The organism is Nocardia sp. NPDC059229 (genome assembly GCF_042754165.1).
Classification (GTDB): Bacteria; Actinomycetota; Actinomycetes; order Mycobacteriales; family Mycobacteriaceae; genus Nocardia.
Genome location: NZ_JBHZAK010000025.1, coordinates 85,104 through 103,917, shown reverse-complemented (window position 1 = coordinate 103,917; position 18,814 = coordinate 85,104). Strand labels below are relative to the sequence as shown.

The window sequence follows — 18,814 nt, the reverse complement described above, 5'->3', positions numbered from 1 at the left end:
CCCGGATCAGGGGCGGATGATGTCGAAGACGACACCCTCGAGGGTGACGCCGGGCGCGAACGAGAACGCCACCCCGGTCGAGATAGGCTGCGTGGCCTGCTGCGCGATCATCTGCTCGAGCACGAAGATCAGCGAGACGCTGAGCATGTTGCCGTACTCGGCGAGCACGTCCCAGCTGGTCGCCGCCTGCTCGGAGCCGAGGCCGAGCGAGCGCACGGACTCCTCGATGATCTTCGGGCCACCCGGGTGGATCGCCCACAGGTCGATGTCGGACTTGGTCATGCCATTGCGCGCCAGCACGCCGGTCACCACCGGGTCCACGCCCCGCAGAATGTACTGCGGCAGGTTCTCCGACAGCTCGCAGGTGATGCCATTGTCGTTGACGCCCAGGACGATTCCGTCCTCCGCGTCGTCGAACAGGTAGCTGAAGCTGTCGCGGATGACCACCGCGCCGGCCGGCAGCGGCTGGTGCGGCTGGCTGGCCCCGATGACCACCGCGCCGCAGCCGTCTCCGAAGAGGCTGTGGATGATGACATCGTTGATATTGTCGTCGAACACGGCGTTCACCGAGCTCAGTTCGATGCAGATGACCAGCGCCTTCATGTCCGGGTGCGCCCGGACGTAGTCCACCGCGGCGCGCACCGAGTTCATGGCCGCGGCGCAGCCCATGAAGTTCACGATGACGCGGTTGACGGCGGGGGACAGGCCCAGCTGCTTGACCACGGCCACGTCCACGCCGGGTGCGATGAAGCCGGTGCTGGTGGCGAAGACCAGCATGCCGATCTCCGACGCCCGGTCCTCCAGGTGCGCGGTGGCGCGTCCGGCCACATCCACGGCCAGCGGCACCGCGTGCTCGTAGAAGGTGTTCATGCGGTCCCGGATGGTGCCGACTTCCTTGCTGTAGGACAGGAATTCGGGGTCGATCGGGTCGACCGCGAGGTGGCGGGTGGTGATGCGGGTCTTCTGGTAGATCCGCGGAATCCGGGCCTGCTGCACCGGATCGCTGAACAGTCCGGCCACCTGGGCGGCGGCGTCGGCCTGCGAGAAGATCTGGCTCGGCGAACCGGTCGCGATGGATTCGATGACACCGACGGTGGTCGGCGGGGTCGGCGGCAGCGGCGCGGGTGCGAAGCCTTCCCGGTGTAGGAAGGCCGAGCCGGGCTCGCCCCCCACGAGCCGGGTCGCCGCCGTCGAGGGGCGGGCGCCCCCTTCATCGATGGTGATTGACACGAAATTCTCCCCTCGTTTCGATATGACGACCCGCGGTGCGGCCGGCGCATGTACGGACGCACCGCGGTAGTGGAATCGGTTCAGACGGTTCCGATTCCGGTGAAGCCCTGAACCGTGTAGACGGCGCAGGTCTTCAGGGCAAGTGGTGAGAAGTGCTCCTTGACGAACCCCCACTTGCGCTCCACCGCGTCGTCGGACGGCGCGAGAATGTAGGTGCGGATCTGCTTGGGGAAGCGGTCGGAGAAGAAACTCTTGGCCGGCAGCCACTCCACCCCGAACTTCGCGGACTCCTCGCGCAGCACGTCCTCGGTCGCGATGTTCGCGAAACCACTGCGCTGGTAGGGCAGGACGTGATGCACCCGGTGCGAGCTCAGGCCCGCGGACAGGAAGCAGTCGACGTAGCGGTTGCCGACCACCTTGAGGTCGTAGGCCTGCTCGATCTGGTTGACGCCCCAGTCCTCGGAGTTCGACTCGATCTCCTCGGTCTCCAGTTCGAAGTCGTGGCTGGCCACCACCAGGAAGGTGGAGATCCACAGCGTGATCACGAATTGCAGTGCCCAGGCCCAGAAGTCGCCCATCACGGTGAAGACGATCAGCTCGCCCAGCAGCAGGAAGCGCACGCCGAAGGAACCGATGAAGTGCGGCAGCGCACCGCCCCAGGTTCCGTACATGTCCTTGATGCCCACCTTGCGGGTGAGGCGGCAGACGTCGAGCAGGCGAATGGTCATGCCGGTGATGGTGTGACCGAACTTGTGCAGGGTGTGGATCGGCACCCGGTACAGCCGCGGGACTCGCATCATCATGGTGAAGACGTTCTTCTTGATGTCGACTTCACTCTGGGTGTGCGGGTGGTGCAGCAGCGCGTGGCCGTCCGCGGTCACGAAAGCCAGTGCGACGTAATTGAAGTCGAAGGCGTTCGTGTAGATCTTGTTCATGCCCTTCTGGGCGCGGTGGATGGCGTAGTGCCCGAAGCCGGCCAGCGAGCTGCGCAGCAGCACCATGGCGATCACAAACACCGGCAGCGGCATCCAGCTGCGCTCGAACAGCCGCAGGCCCTGCACCGCGAAGTACAGCACCGCCAGCGTGGCCACCACGATATTGAAGTAGGTGTCCATGCGCCGGATGCGGGCGGCCAGCTCGGGTTCCTTGAGCCGGGCCTTCACCTGGTGGAGCAGGTCGTCCTTGTTGTCGAAGGTGAACTTCGGGGTGTCGCGCCAGCTGTCGAAGCCCTCGTTGAAGAGGAAGGCGGGCGCGTTGGCCTTGGGGTGGATGTCCTCCGGCAGGGCGTCGCGATCCAGCGCGTACTTCTTCAGGATGCGGCCGATGGCCTCCGGATTCTTGTGGTACGAACCGACGATCGAGGTGATGTCGCGATTCTTGGTCCGGCCGATGAAGAACTCGCCGCCCGGATGCTTGGAAATCCAGTCGCTGAGGTCGTAGGCTTTGCCGTTGTAGACCCAGACATTCGATACCGGCGGTGGGCCGTCCATCGGGGGCCGGCGGAACTCCCCTTCGGGTTCCTGGCGTTCGATCGTCGCTTCGGTTTCCGGGCGTTCGATCGTCGCCTTGGCCTCTGGTCGTTCGATCGTCATCTCATCCCTCCACACGCAGGCACGACGTTTGAACTTTCAGACGAAATCGTCGCTGTTGCGCCTTGCATTTCACTGAACAATCTCTTAAGCGTGCAGCCGAGATAGCTGCGGACTAACCAGCTCGCGGAGCGAGCCGGAATTGGTTGTAAGCAATGGTATTTCGGACCGTGTGCCGAAAATGCGAAAGCCGGTCCGGGGAGGGCGGACGACAAACGTTGCCGCCGTTGCTTTTTCCCCGAACCGGCTCCGAACTCACATGACAGGGATGTGCGCGATCAGCTGCCGGGCTTGGTGACGTGGACCGGCTTCGCCCAGTCGGACAGGGTAACCGTGACGGTGCCCGTGTCCTTGGTGACCACGGCGCGCACCAGGTTGGGACCGGTGCCCGGCGAGGCGGCCGTGGACGGCAGCGTGGTGCCGGCGCCGCTCGGCGGAGCGACGTCCTTGATGTACAGGGTGATCGGGAAGGTGCCGCCGTCCTTGCCGATCTGCGGCACGACCGGGTCGAACACCGAGGCGTCGATGGTGCCGCTCACCTTCACGGTGTCGACGCCGTCGATCTTCTCGCGGCTCTCGGCCTTCGCGTTCTTCACCTGCGCAATGACATTGGCGAGGCCCTTGTCCTTGTCCAGGAGGACGCCCGGATCGTAGATCTTCTCGGCGGGGCCGACGGGGGAGTACTTGCTGCCGTCGCCGGTGTAGAGGGTCTTGTCGACGACCATGAACTTGGTGTCGGTGAAGTCGGCGTCCGGCTTGACCTTGACCTTGGCCTCACCGATGGCCTGACCCTGGCCCTGCGGCTGGTTGGTGACGTCGGCCTTGAGGCTCTCGACCGGGAGGGTCGGGAGGTTCTGGACATCCATGACCACGTGCACCGACTGCAGGGTCTGGGTGGTTTTGGCGGATTCGGCGACGATTTGCGCGCCGTCGGGCAGCTGCGACGGCGGGGCCGCCTGCGAGGTGGTGGCCTTGCTGTCCGAGCTGGAGGACGAGGAGCAGCCCGACACCAGCGCGGCGGCCGCCGCGGCGGCGATCATGATCGGAAGGACACTGCGCCGGACGCGGCGTCCAGCGGTGCGCTTGCCTTGGGACATCAGTTCATTCATGTACAACCCCCGAAGATTCCGTTCGATCTCGTTGTGAGGACAGCCTTGCCGCTGCCCGTCGTAGTATGCAGGACTTCGCCGCGTCCGTGTCGAACGAGGCGATACTCCGGCATCCAACCAGCACCACCTGCGTGACGCCAAAGCTTTAGATCATCCAGCCGCGCAGGCGATTACCCTGCAACCCAGTATTTCCGACGTGGCGGCGAGCGTTAACAGCTTCGCTGAGCTGGCAGCAAGCCGAGTGACCGCTAGTTTGCGCACAGTTCTGTCGCTGGAGATTAGCCAATTGATTCTTGAAATTTCAGCTGATCGTTGAAATTTCAGCGGAATCAGTGCTGTGCGGTCTCGTGGATCAGCTCGGCGAGCTCCTCAGGTTTCGACCACATCGGCCAGTGCCCGGTCGGCAGGTCCACGTACTCCGCATCGATGTTCCGCAGCTCCCGGAACAGCGGCGGGTCCCCGGCGTCGCGGAGCTGCTGGACCAGCTCCGAGGGGAAGCTGCAGCAGATCACGGTGGTCGGAACCTTCAGTCGCGCAGCCGAATCGCCGAGCGTCACCGGGCGGCCCGCCACGCCGGCCGGGACCGGCACCGCCCGTTCCCGGAAGCGCGCCAGCATCGCCTCGTCCAATCCGGCCAGGCGGTTCCCCATGGCCTCCACCTCGGCCCAGTTGTCCGGCAGCGGAAACTCCGCCGCGTCCCCCAGGGCCGGGTTGAGGACGAACCCCTCCGGCATGGGTGCGCTGTCGGCGTACACGACGCGCGAAAACAGTTCCGGCGCTAGATCTGTCGCCATGTACGCGACCGCACCGGCGCCCGAATGGGCCACCAGCACATCGCCCTCGCGGCCGGCCGCGACGATCGCGCGCGCCTGTGTCTCCAGGGTTGCCGACAATCGCTGCGGATCCGCCGGATCCAGACCCGGCAGGGTCAGCGCCTCGACCTCGTCCCCGAGCGACCGCAACTGCCCGGCCACTTCCTCCCACGCCCATGCGCCCAGCCAGAAGCCGGGAACCAGCAGTATCCGTGCCATGTCCTGAGGATTGCACAGCCCACCGACAGTCGAAACCCCATGTCTCCTGGGGGCTCTTGACCCGAGCGACGGGTGAGGCGCATTATGAACGAACGTTCATGAACCAGCGTTCATATAGGAGTCGATCATGACCGAGATCGTCAATACCGCTCAGTCCGATGCCTGGAACGGCTACGAGGGCGAACACTGGGCCAGCAACCACGACCGCTACGACGCGGTGAACCACGGCTTCAACGAACCCCTGCTGACCGCCGCCCGCATCTCCGCCGGTGACCACGTCCTCGACATCGGTTGCGGCAACGGTCAATTGACCCGCGCCGCCGCCCGCCGCGCCGGCACGGGATCCGCCACCGGCATCGACCTCTCCGGTCCGATGCTCACCCGGGCCCGCACCCTTGCCGCGGCCGAGGTCGTTCCCAATGTCACCTTCGAACGAGGCGACGCCCAGGTATTCCCCTTCCCCGGCAACGCTTTCGATGCCGCACTGAGCCGCTTCGGCATCATGTTCTTCGCGGATCCGCTGGCCGCCTTCGCCAATATCGCCCGCGCCCTGCGCTCCGGCGGCCGGCTCGCCTTCGTCACCATGCCGCCCATGCCCGGCACCGATCTCGGCACCGTATTCGGCGCGGCCGCACAGCATCTCGCCGACTTCGAGATCACGCACACCCACGGCCCGCTCGCCGACCCCGACGCCATTCGAGACCTGTTGACCGCCGCCAGTTTCCGCGACATCGACGTCGAATACCGTGAGGCCGAAGGTCTCTGGGGCCGCGACCTGGACGACGCCACCGACTTCATCATCGACTGGGGCCCGCTGCGCTACCACCGCTCGCTGTCCGGTTTCACCACCGATACCGCAGTCCGCGCAGCCATCTCGACCGCCCTGGCCCCCTTCGTCACCCCCGGCGGCGTCCGCCTCCGCAATGCGGCCTACCTGGTCACCGCGACCCGCCCGCTACCGTAACCACCCATGTCCCCGAGAAAGGCAGCGGCGCTGCGCGGCACCGACGACGACCGCAACCTCCGCGACCACCTCGTCACCACCGCCCAGCGCCTCCTCGCCGACCAGGGCGCACCCGGCCTCACCGTCCGCGCCATCGCCCGCGCCGCAGGCGTCGCCGACGGCGTCCTCTACAACCACTTCCCAGACAAGGACGCCCTCCTGGCCGCAGCCCTCGGCGCCCACGTCACCGCCGCCCACGCCGCCCTGGGCCCCCTACCGGCCCCCGGCACCGCGACGGTGCGGCAAAACCTCGCCACCTACCTCCGTGCAGGTCTGGCCCTGCACCGTGCGGTCCTCCCGGTTTTCGCCGGCCTGCTGTCCAGCCCGTCCGTCCTGACCCGCTTCGCCGAATCCGAAGCCCGCGAAGCCGACTGGCGCGAACTACTCGCCGCCTACCTCCGCGCCGAACGCGACCGGGCACGGATTGCCCCCACCGCCGACATCGATGCCGCAACCGCAGTATTGGTCGGCATCTGCCATGACACCGTCCTCACCGCACTGCTCCCGGGTGCGTCCGGCTCCCACGTCGATGTGGAGGCAGTCGTCACGACTCTCCTGTCCGGAATAGCCCCGTCCGCCGACTGATCGCGTCGATGGCCAGGTCGCCACGGATGGCCGCACGCGGGCACGCTCAATCGACGTCGACGCCGTCATTCCAACTCTGCTGGGCGGAACCGGACCGAGGAGCCCAGCGCGGAACTGATCATTGCTGGTGGTTCAAGCCCAGCTGGAGACTCGACAGCTGGGGTGGCCGCTCGGGCATGGAGGCGTTGCACCACAACTGCGTTGGTGAACCGAGTCCCTCGTCGCGCAGTGTCGTCAATACCGCCATCGCGATGTCGCGCCCGGACTGTCGGCCCGGCAGATAGTCGATCATCCGCGTCCGACCTTCAACCTCTGGAAGTTCCAGTCGAGAGCCGCTGTTCCCGAACCATCCCCGCACGAGCCAGCCGTCGGGCTCGCCGCGACGGCCGACCGTCCACTGGACGCGGCCCGCATAAGGGTGCAGGACAGGTATATCCGCGGCGAGTGACTCGAAGACCGGCTGCAGGCAGGCCTTGAACACGGCCCATGTGGTCGCTTCGCGTTCGACGTCGGGCCGTCCGTTGCCCCATCGGTGGCCCAAGGCGTCGTCTGGCGTGGCGAGCCAACTGCCGTGGGGTTTGCGCTCGTCGTCGCTGTCCAGCACCCTGCGCCTGTAGTCCTCGACAGCGGCGGTCGGCTCCAGCTGGAGATAGAGAGACGTCAGGTTGCCGATGTGGCGGAACAGCGTGATTGTGACGTCGGGTCGACGCCATACCGCCCTCGCGCTCGGGCCTCCTACACGCGCAGGCACTCCGAGCAGCCGCACACATTCCGCCAGTGCTGCCCGATACGCGGCGTCGCCGACCTCTGTGGATAGTCGCTGCATCAGCAGCAGGCCGCTGAATTCGCCGAATCCGGATCGTGCGAGATCCGGGTCGTCCGATGTGTCGGATGCGTCGAGAAAAATCCATTCCCGATCCGACTCCAGTGCGACCCTGAGGTGATTCCGGAGTAGACCCTCCAGTTCCCTGGTCTGCCAGCCCGTCGTTTCGGCTATCCGGGTGATATCGGCACGTGACCAGGTTCCGAGGTCCGACTGCGTGACCAGCGGGATCGCGGAGAGGAAGGCGCTCCAGTCGGTGAGCCGTTCGGCCTTCGTGGCAGAGTCGATGAGGCTCTTCATCGTTCGCTGGTAGATCGCCGGATTCTGCAGCCGCAGAAAGGTTTTGCTGCCATTCGTCGCCAGGTCCACCACGATTCGCTGATGGACCCAGACCTGCGGGGTGCCCGGAGAAACACCCGTAGGCTCGCCCCACAGCGCCCGGAACCGGGCGCCGAGTTCTTCGAACATCAAGTCGAGGACGTTGAGGTCGTTGTCGGATATGGGGGTCGGGATATCAACCGCGACCCCGTTGGACTTCCCGAGGAGCGCCATCAGCCGAACGTCGGGTGCGTCACCGTGCGACAGTGTGCGCCACTGCGGGTTCAGCTGCGCGAAGAGTTCGACGTGACGTGGCACCCGTCCACGTTGCCGCCGCTCCTCGAGCCTGTCGCCGTACTGGACGCTCGCTGCGCCCCAGCCGAGATGTTCGGCGAAGCGCTCGGCGTCAGCGATCGTCCAGGTCCAGTCGAATTGTGTTGCGGCGACCGCGATTCTCACGATTGCAGCGAGGGTTGCCCCCGTCTTCTCGCTCACGATCGGAGGCTAACACCTTGGCCGACAGGTGAGGCGGCTGCTGAATCGGGTGAACGCCGGCTCAGTACACCGGGCCGGTGTACTTCTCGCCCGGGCCGGCGCCGGGGGCGTCGGGGTAGGCGGAGGATTCGCGGAAGGCGCGCTGGAGGGATTGGAGGCCTTCGCGGAGGGGGCCGGCGTGCGGGCCGAGGTATTCGACGGAGGCGGTGATCAGGCCGGCGAGGGCGGTGATGACGCGGCGGGCCTCGTCGAGGTCGAGGTGCGGGCTGGTGGCAGGATCGGCTTCGCCGAGGCCGAGCTTCTCGGCGGCGGAGCTCATCAGCATGACGGCGGCGCGGCTGATGACCTCGACGGCAGGGATGTCGGCCAGTTCGCGGACGACCTCGCCGTCGATGAGGGCCGATTCGTCGCTGGTGATTGCCTCGCTCATGCGGTAGAGCATTCCATCGCGCGGGTCGGCGCTGGTCGCGGGGGCCGTCGATTCGGAGCTCACGGCTATGAGTGTTAGACTCTTCCGCGACGACCGTCCCGGACTGGTTCCTGCAACCGACTCGGGGCATCAAGTGGAGCCCGACTCCCACCGTCGATCGGCCCTTCCGGTCAGATCAGGCGGTCCGGTCGCCCATCATTTGCCTGATGGGTTCTGCACGTGGGTTTGTCCTGCGTGTGGTGCGATGCGAGCTGTTTGCATTGCGGATCGGTCGACTCGGGCCCCGTGGTGGTGAAATACCAGCACGGGGCTTTCGTGTTGGAATTGGGGTTGCAGTTATTGCTTGCGGTCGTTGACGAACCGCTTGACCTAGGAGGCCCCATCAGCACTGAGACCCGCATCAACGATCGCATCCGCGTTCCCGAGGTCCGACTCATCGGACCGGGTGGCGAGCAGGTTGGGATCGTGCGTGTTGAAGATGCACTACGCGTCGCTCAGGAAGCTGACCTCGACCTGGTCGAGGTCGCGCCGGATGCACGCCCGCCGGTGTGCAAGATCATGGACTACGGCAAGTTCAAGTACGAGACCGCGCAGAAGGCGCGTGAGTCCCGGAAGAACCAGGTTCAGACCGTGATCAAGGAGCAGAAGCTCCGGCCGAAGATCGATGACCACGACTACGCCACCAAGCGCGGCCATGTGATGCGCTTCCTCGAGGCCGGGTCGAAGGTCAAGGTCACCATCATGTTCCGCGGTCGCGAGCAGTCGCGTCCGGAACTCGGCTTCCGGCTCTTGCAGCGACTGGCCGCCGACGTCGCCGACCTCGGTTTCGTCGAAACTTCGGCCAAGCAGGACGGCCGGAACATGACCATGGTCCTCGCGCCCCACAAGGGTGCGAAGACGCGGGTGAAGGCCCAGCAGTCTGCGGCCCAGGGCGGCACCGTCCCGGCCGAGACCCCGGCTCCGGCCCCGGTCGAGACCGCAGCCCCGGCTGCCGAACCGGCCACCCCGCAGCAGTAATAACGAGAAGCTCCGGTGGCGCGCTGACGCGCGCCTCCGGCACGACAGATTGAGGAATCCATGCCGAAGATGAAGAGCCACAGCGGCGCCTCGAAGCGATTCAAGGTGTCGGGCAGCGGCAAGCTGCTGCGTCAGCAGGCGAACCGTCGCCACCTGCTCGAGCACAAGCCGTCCACCCGGACTCGTCGTCTGGACGGCGTGGAGGTCGTCGCGAAGGCGGACGTCGCTCGCGTCAAGAAGCTGCTCGCCAAGTAATTCGGCTGAGCCAGCCGCTCGCGATCCGTTCGCGGAACGCACCATCGACCAACCTCGGGCGCACTCACCGGGTTCACGCGAAAGACCCGGCGCCCCTTATTCGATCAAGGACTGACAAGTGGCACGCGTCAAAAGGGCCGTCAACGCTCAGAAGAAGCGCCGTTCCGTTCTCGAGGCCTCCAAGGGCTACCGTGGCCAGCGGTCGCGCCTGTACCGCAAGGCCAAGGAACAGCAGCTGCACTCGCTCACCTACGCCTACCGGGACCGCCGGGCGCGCAAGGGTGACTTCCGCCAGCTGTGGATCACTCGTATCAACGCCGCCGCGCGTCTGAACGACATGACCTACAACCGCTTCATGCAGGGCCTGAAGGCCGCCGGCATCGAGGTGGACCGCAAGATCCTGGCCGAGCTCGCGGTGAGCGACGCCGAGGCGTTCGCCCAGCTGGTGGCCGCCGCCAAGGCCGCGCTGCCCGCCGACGTCAACGCCCCGGCCGCCTGATTCGGCCTGCGTGACGACGCAACACTCGAAACGACCCGCGGACGTGCTCTCCGAGCACAACCCGCGGGTCGTTTCTGCGGTCAAGCTCCATCGCGCGCCGGTGCGCCGCAAGACCGGCCTGTTCCTGGCCGAGGGCGCGAATTCGGTGGAGGCCGCGCTCGATACCGGGCGGATCGAGGAGCTGTTCTACTCCTCCAAGGCCGCCGAACGCGAGCACGAGCTGGTGGCCGGCGCTGCGGCGCAACGGGTGCGGACCACGCTGGTCAGTGACCGTGCCGCGGAGATGCTGGGGGAGACCGTGACGCCGCCCGGCTTGATCGCGGTGTGCCGCCAGGTGGATGTGCCGCTGTCGGAGATCATCGACGCGTCTCCGCGCATGCTGGCCGTCCCGGTCGAGATCGCCGACCCCGGCAATGCCGGAACCCTGATCCGGGTGGCCGACGCGGTCGGCGCGGATGGCGTGGTGCTGGCCGGTGATTCGGTGGATCCGCACAACGGCAAATGCGTGCGCGCCTGTGCCGGAAGCCTTTTCCACGTTCCCGTGGCCCGCTCCCGCGATATCGATGCCACCCTCGACGCCCTCGAGCACGCCGGGATCGCCGTGCTGGCGACCACCGCCAAAGGCGAGGTCGACCTGGACGATGCCGACGAGATCCTGCGCGGCCCAGTCGCCTGGCTGTTCGGCAACGAGGCGCACGGCCTGGACAAGGCCATCGCCGCCCGCGCCACCCACCGGGTCCGGATCCCCATTCACGGCCGCGCCGAAAGCCTGAATCTCGCTGCCGCGGCGGCCATTTGCCTCTATGCGAGCTCTCGGGTCCAGCACGCCAAGTGACGCCGGCCGAGTCTGCCGACGCCATCGTCGAGGCCGGTGCGGCGCCGAAACCCGGCGAGCCGGTCCGGATCTGATCAGATGCCGTCCTCGCTGAGGTTGGCGAGGATCTCAGTGGCCCACGGCGGGGTGTCGGCGTCGTCGCTATCGGTGACCTGGAGCGCAGACAGGTCGATGAGCAGCATGCCGGTGGCGAAGAAGCGGCCGACCTCGTAGGTCGTCGCGCCGGTGAGCTCTTTGGCCAGGTTGTAGAGGCGTCCGAAGTGATCGCGGATGTTCTCGCCGATGGCCGGCGCGCTCGCCGCCGCGATGCCCTGCAGGAAGACCCTGGGCAGATCGCGGTCGGTGAGGAAATAGTCGCCGAAGTGGCTGCCGAGAGAATCGAGGCGGTCTTTGGGGGAGGCGTCCGGTGCGGCCTGGGTGGCCCCGGTGCGGAAGAGCTCCTCGATGCGCCCGCACACCTGGTCCAGCACTGCCAGGAACAGCTGCTGCTTGGTGCCGAACAGTCGGATCACATAGGGCTGCGAGACCCCCGCTCGGCGCGCGATATCGTCGGTTTTCGTTGCGGCGTAACCGGATTCAGCGAAGGCGGCGGTTGCCGCCGCGAGGACTTCCGCGCTGCGTTCGGTCGCCGTCATCCGGGTCCTGGTCATGGCTGTCGTGCCTCTCGTCGTCGGCGATCCAGTGTGCTATTGACATGTTATCAGTCAATGCATACTCTCTAGTTATCAGTCGATAACAACAAGGATTGGTCATGGCTGAAACACTCGAAACCTCAACCCTCGCCGACAAGGTCGTCGATGCCGCCCGGCAGCGGCCGCTGGGCGCGATCCTGGCGGCCGTGGGCATCCCGATGTTCATGGTCACGCTGGACAATCTCGTGGTCACCAACGCGCTGCCGGTCATCCGCACCGAACTGCACGCGTCGCTCACCGACCTGCAGTGGTTCGTGAACGCCTACACGCTGTCCTTCGCCTCGCTGCTGCTCACCGCCGCCGCGCTCGGCGACCGGATCGGCCGCCGGCGGATGTTCGTCATGGGCATCGCGCTGTTCACGGCGGCCTCGGCGGCGTGCGCGCTGGCCACCGAGCCGTGGATGCTCATCGCCTCGCGGGCGGTACAGGGCTTCGGCGGGGCGGCGGTGATGCCGCTGTCGCTGACACTGCTGTCGGCGGCGGTGCCGGAGAAGATGCGCAGTGCGGCCATCGGCATCTGGGGCGGCATCTCCGGGCTCGGCGTGGCGCTCGGGCCCGTGGTCGGCGGCGCGGTCGTCGACGGACTCAGCTGGCAGTGGATCTTCTGGATCAACGTTCCGATCGGCATCGTCGCCGTTCCGCTGGCCGCCCGGATCCTGAACGAATCCTTCGGCGGCGCACGGAAATTGGATCCGATCGGCCTGCTGCTCTCGGCGGGTGGCGTGCTCGCGGTGGTGTGGGGCGTGATCCACGGCGCGGACGACGGATGGACCTCGGCCAAGGTGCTGACCGGACTGATCGGCGGCGCGGCGCTGCTGGCGGCGTTCGTGCTGTGGGAGAACCGCTCGGCCGATCCGATGCTGCCGCTGCGGCTGTTCCGGTCGCGCAGCTTCACCGCGGTCAATACCGTGCTCTTCACCTTCTCCGTCGGCGTCTTCGGCTCGATCTTCCTGCTGGCCCAGTACTTCCAGGTGGTGCAGGGCTACACGCCGCTGCAGTCCGGTATCCGGACGCTGCCGTGGACCATGGCCCCGATGGTGGTGGCTCCGCTCGCCGGGCTGATCGTCGATCGGGTGGGTGTGCGGCCGCTGATCGCCATCGGCCAGGTGTTCCTGTCGGCGGCGCTGCTGTGGATGGCGCTGATCACGACGGTCGACGTCTCCTACGGCTCCTTCGTCCTGCCCTTCGTGCTGGGCGGCATCGGCATGGGCCTGACCTTCGCGCCCACCGCCACCGCCGTCATGGCCAGCGCGGCCCCGGCCGATCAGGGCATGGCCTCCGGCGCCAACAACACCATCCGTGAGGTGGGTGTCGCCATGGGTGTCGCGGTGCTGGCGTCGGTATTCGCCTCGCACGGCTCGTATCTGAGCCCGCAGGAATACGTGGACGGCCTCATCCCGGCGGTCAAGGTGGGCGCGGCCATCGTCGCGGTCGGTGCGCTGGTCGCATTGCTGCTGCCCAGTCGGCAGGCGATCGCCGAATCATCCACCGGTGCACCGGCTGTCGCTCACTGACCGGGTTCGTCCCCAATGGAGGTGCCACATGTACGAGACGCTGCTCCTGCTGTCCGTCGTGCTGCTCCTCGCAAGCATTCATGCGGCAGTGGACAACATCCCCTTCGCTGGTCAAGCGGCCACAACGCTGTGGTTCCGCATCCCCGAACAACTGGTCTACATCGGCGTAGCGTTGTTCGCCACCCTCGGATCGGCGTCGACGATCCGATCCGCCCCTCGAACGGCTTCTCTGGCAACCGGTGCGCCAGGGTAACGCCGGCACGAACCGCGTTGCGCGCCTTCCGGACCGGTCCGGAAGGGGCGCAACGCATTCAGGTGCGCTCGGGAGCTGGCGCCGGCTACGGAGCCGGGCTCGGAGCAGCGGCGGCCTCGAAGGCGGTGGTGATGGCGGCGACCACCTGGTCCATTGTCGGCGGCTCTTGCCCGGGGAGTTCCCGCTCGACGGAGGTCATGTCGACATCGGGCATGCCGCAGGCGACCGCGAGCTTCCAGGGGGTGAGGTCGCCGGTGACATTGAGGGCGAAGCCGTGTGTGGAGACATTGCGGCCGACGCGCATACCGATGGACGTGATCTTGCGGCCGGTGTCGCGGGTCCAGACGCCGGTCAGAAGCTCGGAACCCGGTGGGGTGTCACGGCGTTCGGCGGGAATCCCGAGCTCGGCCAGGGCCGTGACGAGTCGGTGTTCGACATCGCGGATGAGGTCGACGACGCCCTCGCCGGGTTGCAGTTTGACGATGAGATAGCCCACGAGCTGGCCGGGCCCGTGATAGGTGAGCTGGCCGCCGCGGCGGGTCAGAAGGACCGGGATATCGGTCTCGGGGGCGGGGAAGTGGGCCTCGGGGGTCCGGGCCCCGGCGGTGAAGATGGGTTCGTGGCTCAGGAGCCACAGGGTGTCGGGCCGCTGGTCGGCGACGCGCTCCTCCCACATCTCCTGCATGCGGTCCATCGCCGCCGAGTACTCGATGAGGCTGTCGGTGTCGTCGATGAGGGTCAGCGGCCGGGACTTCACACGTTCATTCGTACCACCGCCGGCCTCGCCACCGCGCCGACAGGGTGGTCTCGAGCTGGGAAAATCCGGGTGAGGTGGCCTGATTACAAGGATTACGATGCGACCAGCAAGAATGGGTACGCAGTACCGATGCTGCCGAAGAGTATCCGCCCGACCCGTAACCAGCCTGGGGAGTGACGAACCATCGTGGCCGATGACAACAGTGCCGAGCAGACCGCTGCGTTGAGCGAGGAGTCGCTCTCCGCCGCCGCGGAAGCTGCTGAGAAGGCGTTCGCCTCGGCCTCGACCCTGGACGAGCTGGCTGCCGCCAAGACCGAGTACATGGGTGGCAAGTCGCCGATCTCGCTGGCGCAGCGCTCGCTGGGCACGCTGCCCAAGGAGGAGAAGGCCGACGCCGGCAAGCGCGTCAATGTCGCGCGCGGCCGGGTGTCGCAGGCGTACGAGACCCGCCAGGCCGAGCTGCTCGCCGAGCGCGACGCGGCGGTCCTGGTCGCCGAGACCATCGACGTCACCCTGCCCGCCCGTCGGCACGCCGAGGGTGCCCGGCATCCGATCTCGGTGCTGTCCGAGCGGGTCGCGGATGTGTTCGTGGCCATGGGCTGGGAGGTCGCCGAGGGTCCCGAGGTCGAGACCGAGCACTTCAACTTCGATGCCCTCAACTTCCTGCCGGACCACCCGGCCCGCACCATGCAGGACACCTTCCACATCGCGCCGGAGGGTTCGCGGCAGGTGCTGCGCACGCACACCTCGCCGGTTCAGGTGCGCTCCATGCTGTCTCGCGAGCTGCCGATCTACGTGGTCTGCCCAGGGCGGACCTTCCGCACCGACGAGCTGGACGCCACCCACACCCCGGTGTTCTCGCAGATCGAGGGTCTGGCCATCGACAAGGGCCTGACCATGGCGCACCTCAAGGGCACCCTGGATTCCTTCGCGCGGGCGCTGTTCGGTCCGAACACCACCACGCGCATGCGGCCGAGCTTCTTCCCCTTCACCGAGCCGTCCGCCGAGGTGGACGTGTGGTTCGAGGACAAGAAGGGCGGCCCCGGCTGGGTCGAGTGGGGCGGCTGCGGCATGGTGAACCCGAAGGTGCTCATCGCCAGCGGCATCGATCCCGAGGTGTACAGCGGTTTCGCGTTCGGCATGGGTCTGGAACGGACCCTGCAGTTCCGCAACGGCCTGCCGGACATGCGTGACATCGTCGAGGGCGACGTGCGCTTCACGCTGCCGTTCGGCATCCAGTCCTGACCTGACCCCGATACGAGGAAGCGAAACGTCAAGTGCGAGTAGCGCAGTCCTGGCTGACGGAAATCCTGCAGCGGACCACCCCCGGGTGGTCGGTGACGCCGGAGGAGCTCGACGCGGGGTTCGTCCGGGTCGGGCTGGAGGTCGAAGAGGTCGACCAGTTGCACCAGGTGCAGGGTGACATCGAGCACCCGCTGGTGGTCGGACGGGTCGCCGAGATCACCGAGCTGACCGAGTTCAAGAAGCCGATCCGCTTCTGCAAGGTGGACGTCGGCAATCCCGAGCTGCAGGAGATCGTCTGCGGCGCACGGAATTTCGCCGTCGGCGACCTGGTGGTCGTGGTGCTCCCCGGCGGCGTGCTGCCCGGTGGCTTCCAGATCGCGTCGCGGAAGACCTACGGCCACACCAGCAATGGCATGATCTGCTCGGTCGCCGAACTGGGGATCGGGAAGGATCACAGCGGCATCCTGGTGCTCGAGCCCGGCACCGCCGAGCCCGGCGCGGACGCCAATGAACTGCTGGGCCTCGACGATACGGTCATCGAGCTGGCCATCACCCCCGACCGCGGCTACGCCTTCTCGGCGCGCGGCCTGGCGCGTGAACTGGCCTGCGGCTTCGACCTGGAATACGGCGATCCGGCCGTGCGGCTGCTGCCGGACGACGAGGCCGATGCCTGGTCGGTGAAGCTCGAGCCCGATTCGCTGTGCACGCGCTTCGCGGTGCGCCGGGTGACCGGCATCGACCCGGAGGCCGTGAGCCCGTGGTGGCTGCAGCGTCGCCTGCTGCTCTCGGGCGTGCGGCCCATCTCCCCGGCCGTCGACGTCACCAACTACGTGATGCTCGAGCTCGGCCAGCCGCTGCATGCCTTCGACGCCACGAAGGTGCAGGGCGGCTTCGTGGTGCGCCGCGCGCACAAGGGCGAAACACTGCGCACCCTCGACGAGGCCGAGCGCACCCTCGACTCCGAGGACGTGGTGATCGCCGATGACAGCGGCGTCATCTCGCTCGCGGGCATCATGGGCGGCGCGAGCACCGAGGTGTCCGGCACCTCCACCGACATCCTGCTCGAGGCCGCCACCTGGAACCCGGTGGCCGTGGCCCGCACCGCGCGCCGCCACAAGCTCGGTTCCGAGGCCAGCCGCCGGTTCGAGCGGATCGTGGACCCCGAGGTCAATGTGGCCGCTCTGGATCGCGCCGCCACGCTGCTGGCCGAGATCGCCGGTGGCACAGTCGAATCCGTGCTGACCGACGTGCGCGTGCCCACGCCGGCCCGGCAGCCGATCGTCATGGACATCGACCTGGCCGACCGCACTGCCGGCGTGCACTACGCGCCCGGCGCGGCCACCCGCCGCCTGCAGCAGGTGGGCTGCGCCATCGAGGTCGGCGTCAGCGAGTCCGGGCACGGGCAGCTGGTCGTCACCCCGCCGAGCTGGCGGCCCGACCTCACCCAGCCCGCCGACCTGGTGGAGGAGGTGCTGCGCCTGGAGGGTCTGGACAAGATCCCGTCGGTGCTGCCCACCGCCCCCGCCGGCCGCGGCCTCACCGCCCAGCAGCGTCGCCGCCGCGCGGTGAGCAAGGCGCTGGCATTCGAGGGCTGCGTCGAGGTGCCCGCGCCGGTCTTCATGCCCGGCGGTGTCTTCGACACCTGGGGTCTGGATGCGGATGACTCGCGCCGCAAGACGTTGCGCGTGCTCAACCCGCTCGATGTCGAACGCGCCGAGCTGTCGTCCACGCTGCTGCCCGGCCTGCTGGAGATCGCCGCCCGCAATATCTCCCGCGGGGAGCGGGATCTCGCCATCTACGGCATCGGCCAGGTCACGCTGCCGACCGAGCAGACCGTGCCGGTGGGCCCGCTGCCCGTCGACCGCCGTCCCACCGAGGACGAGATCGGCGTGCTGCTGCAGTCGCTGCCCGAGCAGCCGATCCACATCGGTGCCGTGCTCACCGGTCGCCGCGAGCCGCGGGGCCCGTGGGGTGCGGGTCGTGCGGTCGAGGCGGGCGACGCCTTCGCCCTGGTGGACGCGATCGCCGATGCTTCGGGCCTGGCGATCGAACGTCGTGCCGCGCAATACCTTCCGTGGCACCCGGGCCGTTGCGCCGAACTCGTCGTCGACGGGGTGGTCGTCGGCCACGCCGGTGAACTGCACCCCGCGGTCCTGGAGCGCTCGGGCCTGCCCCCGCGCACCTGCGCCGTGGAACTCGACCTCGACGCACTGCCGCTGCGCGAAATCCGGCCCACCCCCGTGGTTTCCGCGTTCCCCGCGGTGCTGCAGGACGTGTCGATCAGCGTCGACAAGGCGGTGTCCGCCGCCGCCGTGGAGGATGCCCTCCGCACCGGCGCGGGCGAACTGCTCGAGAACATCTCGCTCTTCGATGTCTACGAGGGCGCCCAGGCCGGTGAGGGCCGCAAGTCCCTGACCTACGCCCTGCGCTTCCGCGCCATCGACCGCACCCTGACCGAGGACGAGGCCAGCGCCGCCCGCGACGCAGCCGTCGCCGCCGCATCCTCCGCGGTAGGAGCGGTCATCCGCGCCTGACCCGAACCGGCAAACACAACGGAGGCTCCGAACCAGGGGCCTCCGTTGTCATTTCCGCGGTTCGTTCAGCTCGGCCGTGTTGCTCGCCCGGATGTCGATGGCTTCGATCAGCAGGGGCAGGCGGAGCGGGATCTCCGCGCCGACAGCGGTCAGGATGCGAGTGGTACGGCCGATTAGGTGAACCTCGCAACCCGATATCGTCTGCACCCCACCGTCATTCCAGCTTCGACCCGTAGATAGCGGTGATTCGCCGCCGGATTTCCCGGCGCTGTTCAGCACTCATCGCCTGCAGCACAGCATCGTCGATCACAAGTCCGAAGGTATGCGCCTCGGCCCGGAACGAAAACCAAAAGAACAGACGAGCTGCGAAAAGTCCGCGATCGCGCCGCCCGCGCAGTAGAAGCCAAAAGATAAAAAATCAAAACCCAAAAGATCAAAAGATTGAAAGAAAAAAGATGCCTGGAGAAGGGAGGGGGCCGGGCTTACGTCCGCGCCTGCACCTTCCAGCCCCCTCACCTTTGAAGCCGCATGTGGGGTTACTGCAGGAGGTATTCCCTCGGATCACGGGGTTGGTGTCGCGACGTGATGGCTTGCGCTCGT

The 18,814-nt window shown here is 67.3% G+C and carries 18 protein-coding genes; 10 read left to right on the top strand and 8 right to left on the bottom strand.

Features of this window, described 5'->3' with window-relative positions:
• Positions 1 to 6 precede the first annotated feature (6 nt).
• The 4 genes from ACFXHE_RS37740 to ACFXHE_RS37725 all read right to left on the bottom strand — a co-directional run bounded on the left by ACFXHE_RS37740 (position 7) and on the right by ACFXHE_RS37725 (position 4,959).
• Positions 7 to 1,173, bottom strand: a complete 1,167-nt coding sequence (locus ACFXHE_RS37740; protein ID WP_379389552.1) for a type III polyketide synthase — start codon at positions 1,171 to 1,173, stop codon at positions 7 to 9.
• A gap of 137 nt (positions 1,174 to 1,310) precedes the next feature.
• Entirely contained in the window at positions 1,311 to 2,720 is a 1,410-nt protein-coding gene (locus tag ACFXHE_RS37735; RefSeq protein WP_379389550.1) for a fatty acid desaturase, read from the bottom strand.
• Between the two features lie 377 nt (positions 2,721 to 3,097).
• Complete coding sequence (locus tag ACFXHE_RS37730; protein WP_379389519.1) at positions 3,098 to 3,928, bottom strand: LppX_LprAFG lipoprotein; 831 nt, start codon at positions 3,926 to 3,928, stop codon at positions 3,098 to 3,100.
• Between the two features lie 329 nt (positions 3,929 to 4,257).
• Positions 4,258 to 4,959 carry an alpha/beta fold hydrolase gene (locus ACFXHE_RS37725; RefSeq protein WP_379389517.1) on the bottom strand — a complete coding sequence of 234 codons (702 nt, stop codon included), beginning with the start codon at positions 4,957 to 4,959 and terminating at the stop codon, positions 4,258 to 4,260.
• 127 nt (positions 4,960 to 5,086) lie between these two features.
• On the opposite strand from ACFXHE_RS37725, the gene ACFXHE_RS37720 reads away from it, so the two are divergent.
• Both ACFXHE_RS37720 and ACFXHE_RS37715 read left to right on the top strand, forming a co-directional pair.
• Positions 5,087 to 5,923 carry a class I SAM-dependent methyltransferase gene (locus tag ACFXHE_RS37720; protein ID WP_379389515.1) on the top strand — a complete coding sequence of 279 codons (837 nt, stop codon included), beginning with the start codon at positions 5,087 to 5,089 and terminating at the stop codon, positions 5,921 to 5,923.
• A gap of 6 nt (positions 5,924 to 5,929) precedes the next feature.
• Positions 5,930 to 6,547 carry a TetR/AcrR family transcriptional regulator gene (locus ACFXHE_RS37715; RefSeq protein ID WP_379389513.1) on the top strand — a complete coding sequence of 206 codons (618 nt, stop codon included), beginning with the start codon at positions 5,930 to 5,932 and terminating at the stop codon, positions 6,545 to 6,547.
• 118 nt (positions 6,548 to 6,665) lie between these two features.
• Here the strand turns inward: ACFXHE_RS37715 and ACFXHE_RS37710 are convergent, their stop codons facing one another.
• Both ACFXHE_RS37710 and ACFXHE_RS37705 read right to left on the bottom strand, forming a co-directional pair.
• The gene (locus tag ACFXHE_RS37710; protein WP_379389511.1) at positions 6,666 to 8,183 is read right to left on the bottom strand and encodes a hypothetical protein; all 1,518 of its coding nucleotides are present in this window, start codon (positions 8,181 to 8,183) and stop codon (positions 6,666 to 6,668) included.
• A 61-nt stretch (positions 8,184 to 8,244) separates the two neighbouring features.
• Complete coding sequence (locus ACFXHE_RS37705) at positions 8,245 to 8,613, bottom strand: DUF1844 domain-containing protein (protein ID WP_364619634.1); 369 nt, start codon at positions 8,611 to 8,613, stop codon at positions 8,245 to 8,247.
• 330 nt (positions 8,614 to 8,943) lie between these two features.
• On the opposite strand from ACFXHE_RS37705, the gene infC reads away from it, so the two are divergent.
• The 4 genes from infC (at position 8,944) to ACFXHE_RS37685 (ending at position 11,219) form a co-directional block, all read left to right on the top strand.
• Positions 8,944 to 9,630, top strand: a complete 687-nt coding sequence (infC, locus tag ACFXHE_RS37700; RefSeq protein ID WP_379389548.1) for a translation initiation factor IF-3 — start codon at positions 8,944 to 8,946, stop codon at positions 9,628 to 9,630.
• Between the two features lie 60 nt (positions 9,631 to 9,690).
• Positions 9,691 to 9,885 carry a 50S ribosomal protein L35 gene (gene rpmI, locus ACFXHE_RS37695; RefSeq protein ID WP_040856904.1) on the top strand — a complete coding sequence of 65 codons (195 nt, stop codon included), beginning with the start codon at positions 9,691 to 9,693 and terminating at the stop codon, positions 9,883 to 9,885.
• Between the two features lie 118 nt (positions 9,886 to 10,003).
• Positions 10,004 to 10,384 carry a 50S ribosomal protein L20 gene (gene rplT / locus ACFXHE_RS37690; RefSeq protein ID WP_040807291.1) on the top strand — a complete coding sequence of 127 codons (381 nt, stop codon included), beginning with the start codon at positions 10,004 to 10,006 and terminating at the stop codon, positions 10,382 to 10,384.
• 10 nt (positions 10,385 to 10,394) lie between these two features.
• A complete protein-coding gene (locus ACFXHE_RS37685; protein ID WP_379389509.1) occupies positions 10,395 to 11,219 on the top strand; it encodes a TrmH family RNA methyltransferase in 825 nt (274 codons plus the stop codon).
• Positions 11,220 to 11,293: 74 nt separating this feature from the next.
• Here the strand turns inward: ACFXHE_RS37685 and ACFXHE_RS37680 are convergent, their stop codons facing one another.
• Positions 11,294 to 11,869, bottom strand: coding sequence for a TetR/AcrR family transcriptional regulator (locus ACFXHE_RS37680; protein WP_379389507.1), 576 nt, complete (start codon positions 11,867 to 11,869; stop codon positions 11,294 to 11,296).
• Positions 11,870 to 11,970: 101 nt separating this feature from the next.
• Here ACFXHE_RS37680 and ACFXHE_RS37675 point away from each other — a divergent pair, with 101 nt between their 5' ends.
• Positions 11,971 to 13,425, top strand: coding sequence for an MFS transporter (locus ACFXHE_RS37675; RefSeq protein WP_379389505.1), 1,455 nt, complete (start codon positions 11,971 to 11,973; stop codon positions 13,423 to 13,425).
• Between the two features lie 28 nt (positions 13,426 to 13,453).
• Positions 13,454 to 13,678 carry a hypothetical protein gene (locus ACFXHE_RS37670; RefSeq protein WP_379389504.1) on the top strand — a complete coding sequence of 75 codons (225 nt, stop codon included), beginning with the start codon at positions 13,454 to 13,456 and terminating at the stop codon, positions 13,676 to 13,678.
• A gap of 85 nt (positions 13,679 to 13,763) precedes the next feature.
• Here the strand turns inward: ACFXHE_RS37670 and lipB are convergent, their stop codons facing one another.
• Complete coding sequence (gene lipB, locus ACFXHE_RS37665) at positions 13,764 to 14,435, bottom strand: lipoyl(octanoyl) transferase LipB (RefSeq protein ID WP_379389502.1); 672 nt, start codon at positions 14,433 to 14,435, stop codon at positions 13,764 to 13,766.
• Positions 14,436 to 14,621: 186 nt separating this feature from the next.
• Here lipB and pheS point away from each other — a divergent pair, with 186 nt between their 5' ends.
• Positions 14,622 to 15,680 (top strand): phenylalanine--tRNA ligase subunit alpha, encoded by a 1,059-nt coding sequence (gene pheS, locus ACFXHE_RS37660; RefSeq protein WP_354848582.1) that lies wholly within the window; start codon positions 14,622 to 14,624, stop codon positions 15,678 to 15,680.
• Between the two features lie 32 nt (positions 15,681 to 15,712).
• Positions 15,713 to 18,214, top strand: a complete 2,502-nt coding sequence (gene pheT / locus ACFXHE_RS37655; RefSeq protein ID WP_379389500.1) for a phenylalanine--tRNA ligase subunit beta — start codon at positions 15,713 to 15,715, stop codon at positions 18,212 to 18,214.
• Positions 18,215 to 18,814 lie beyond the last annotated feature (600 nt).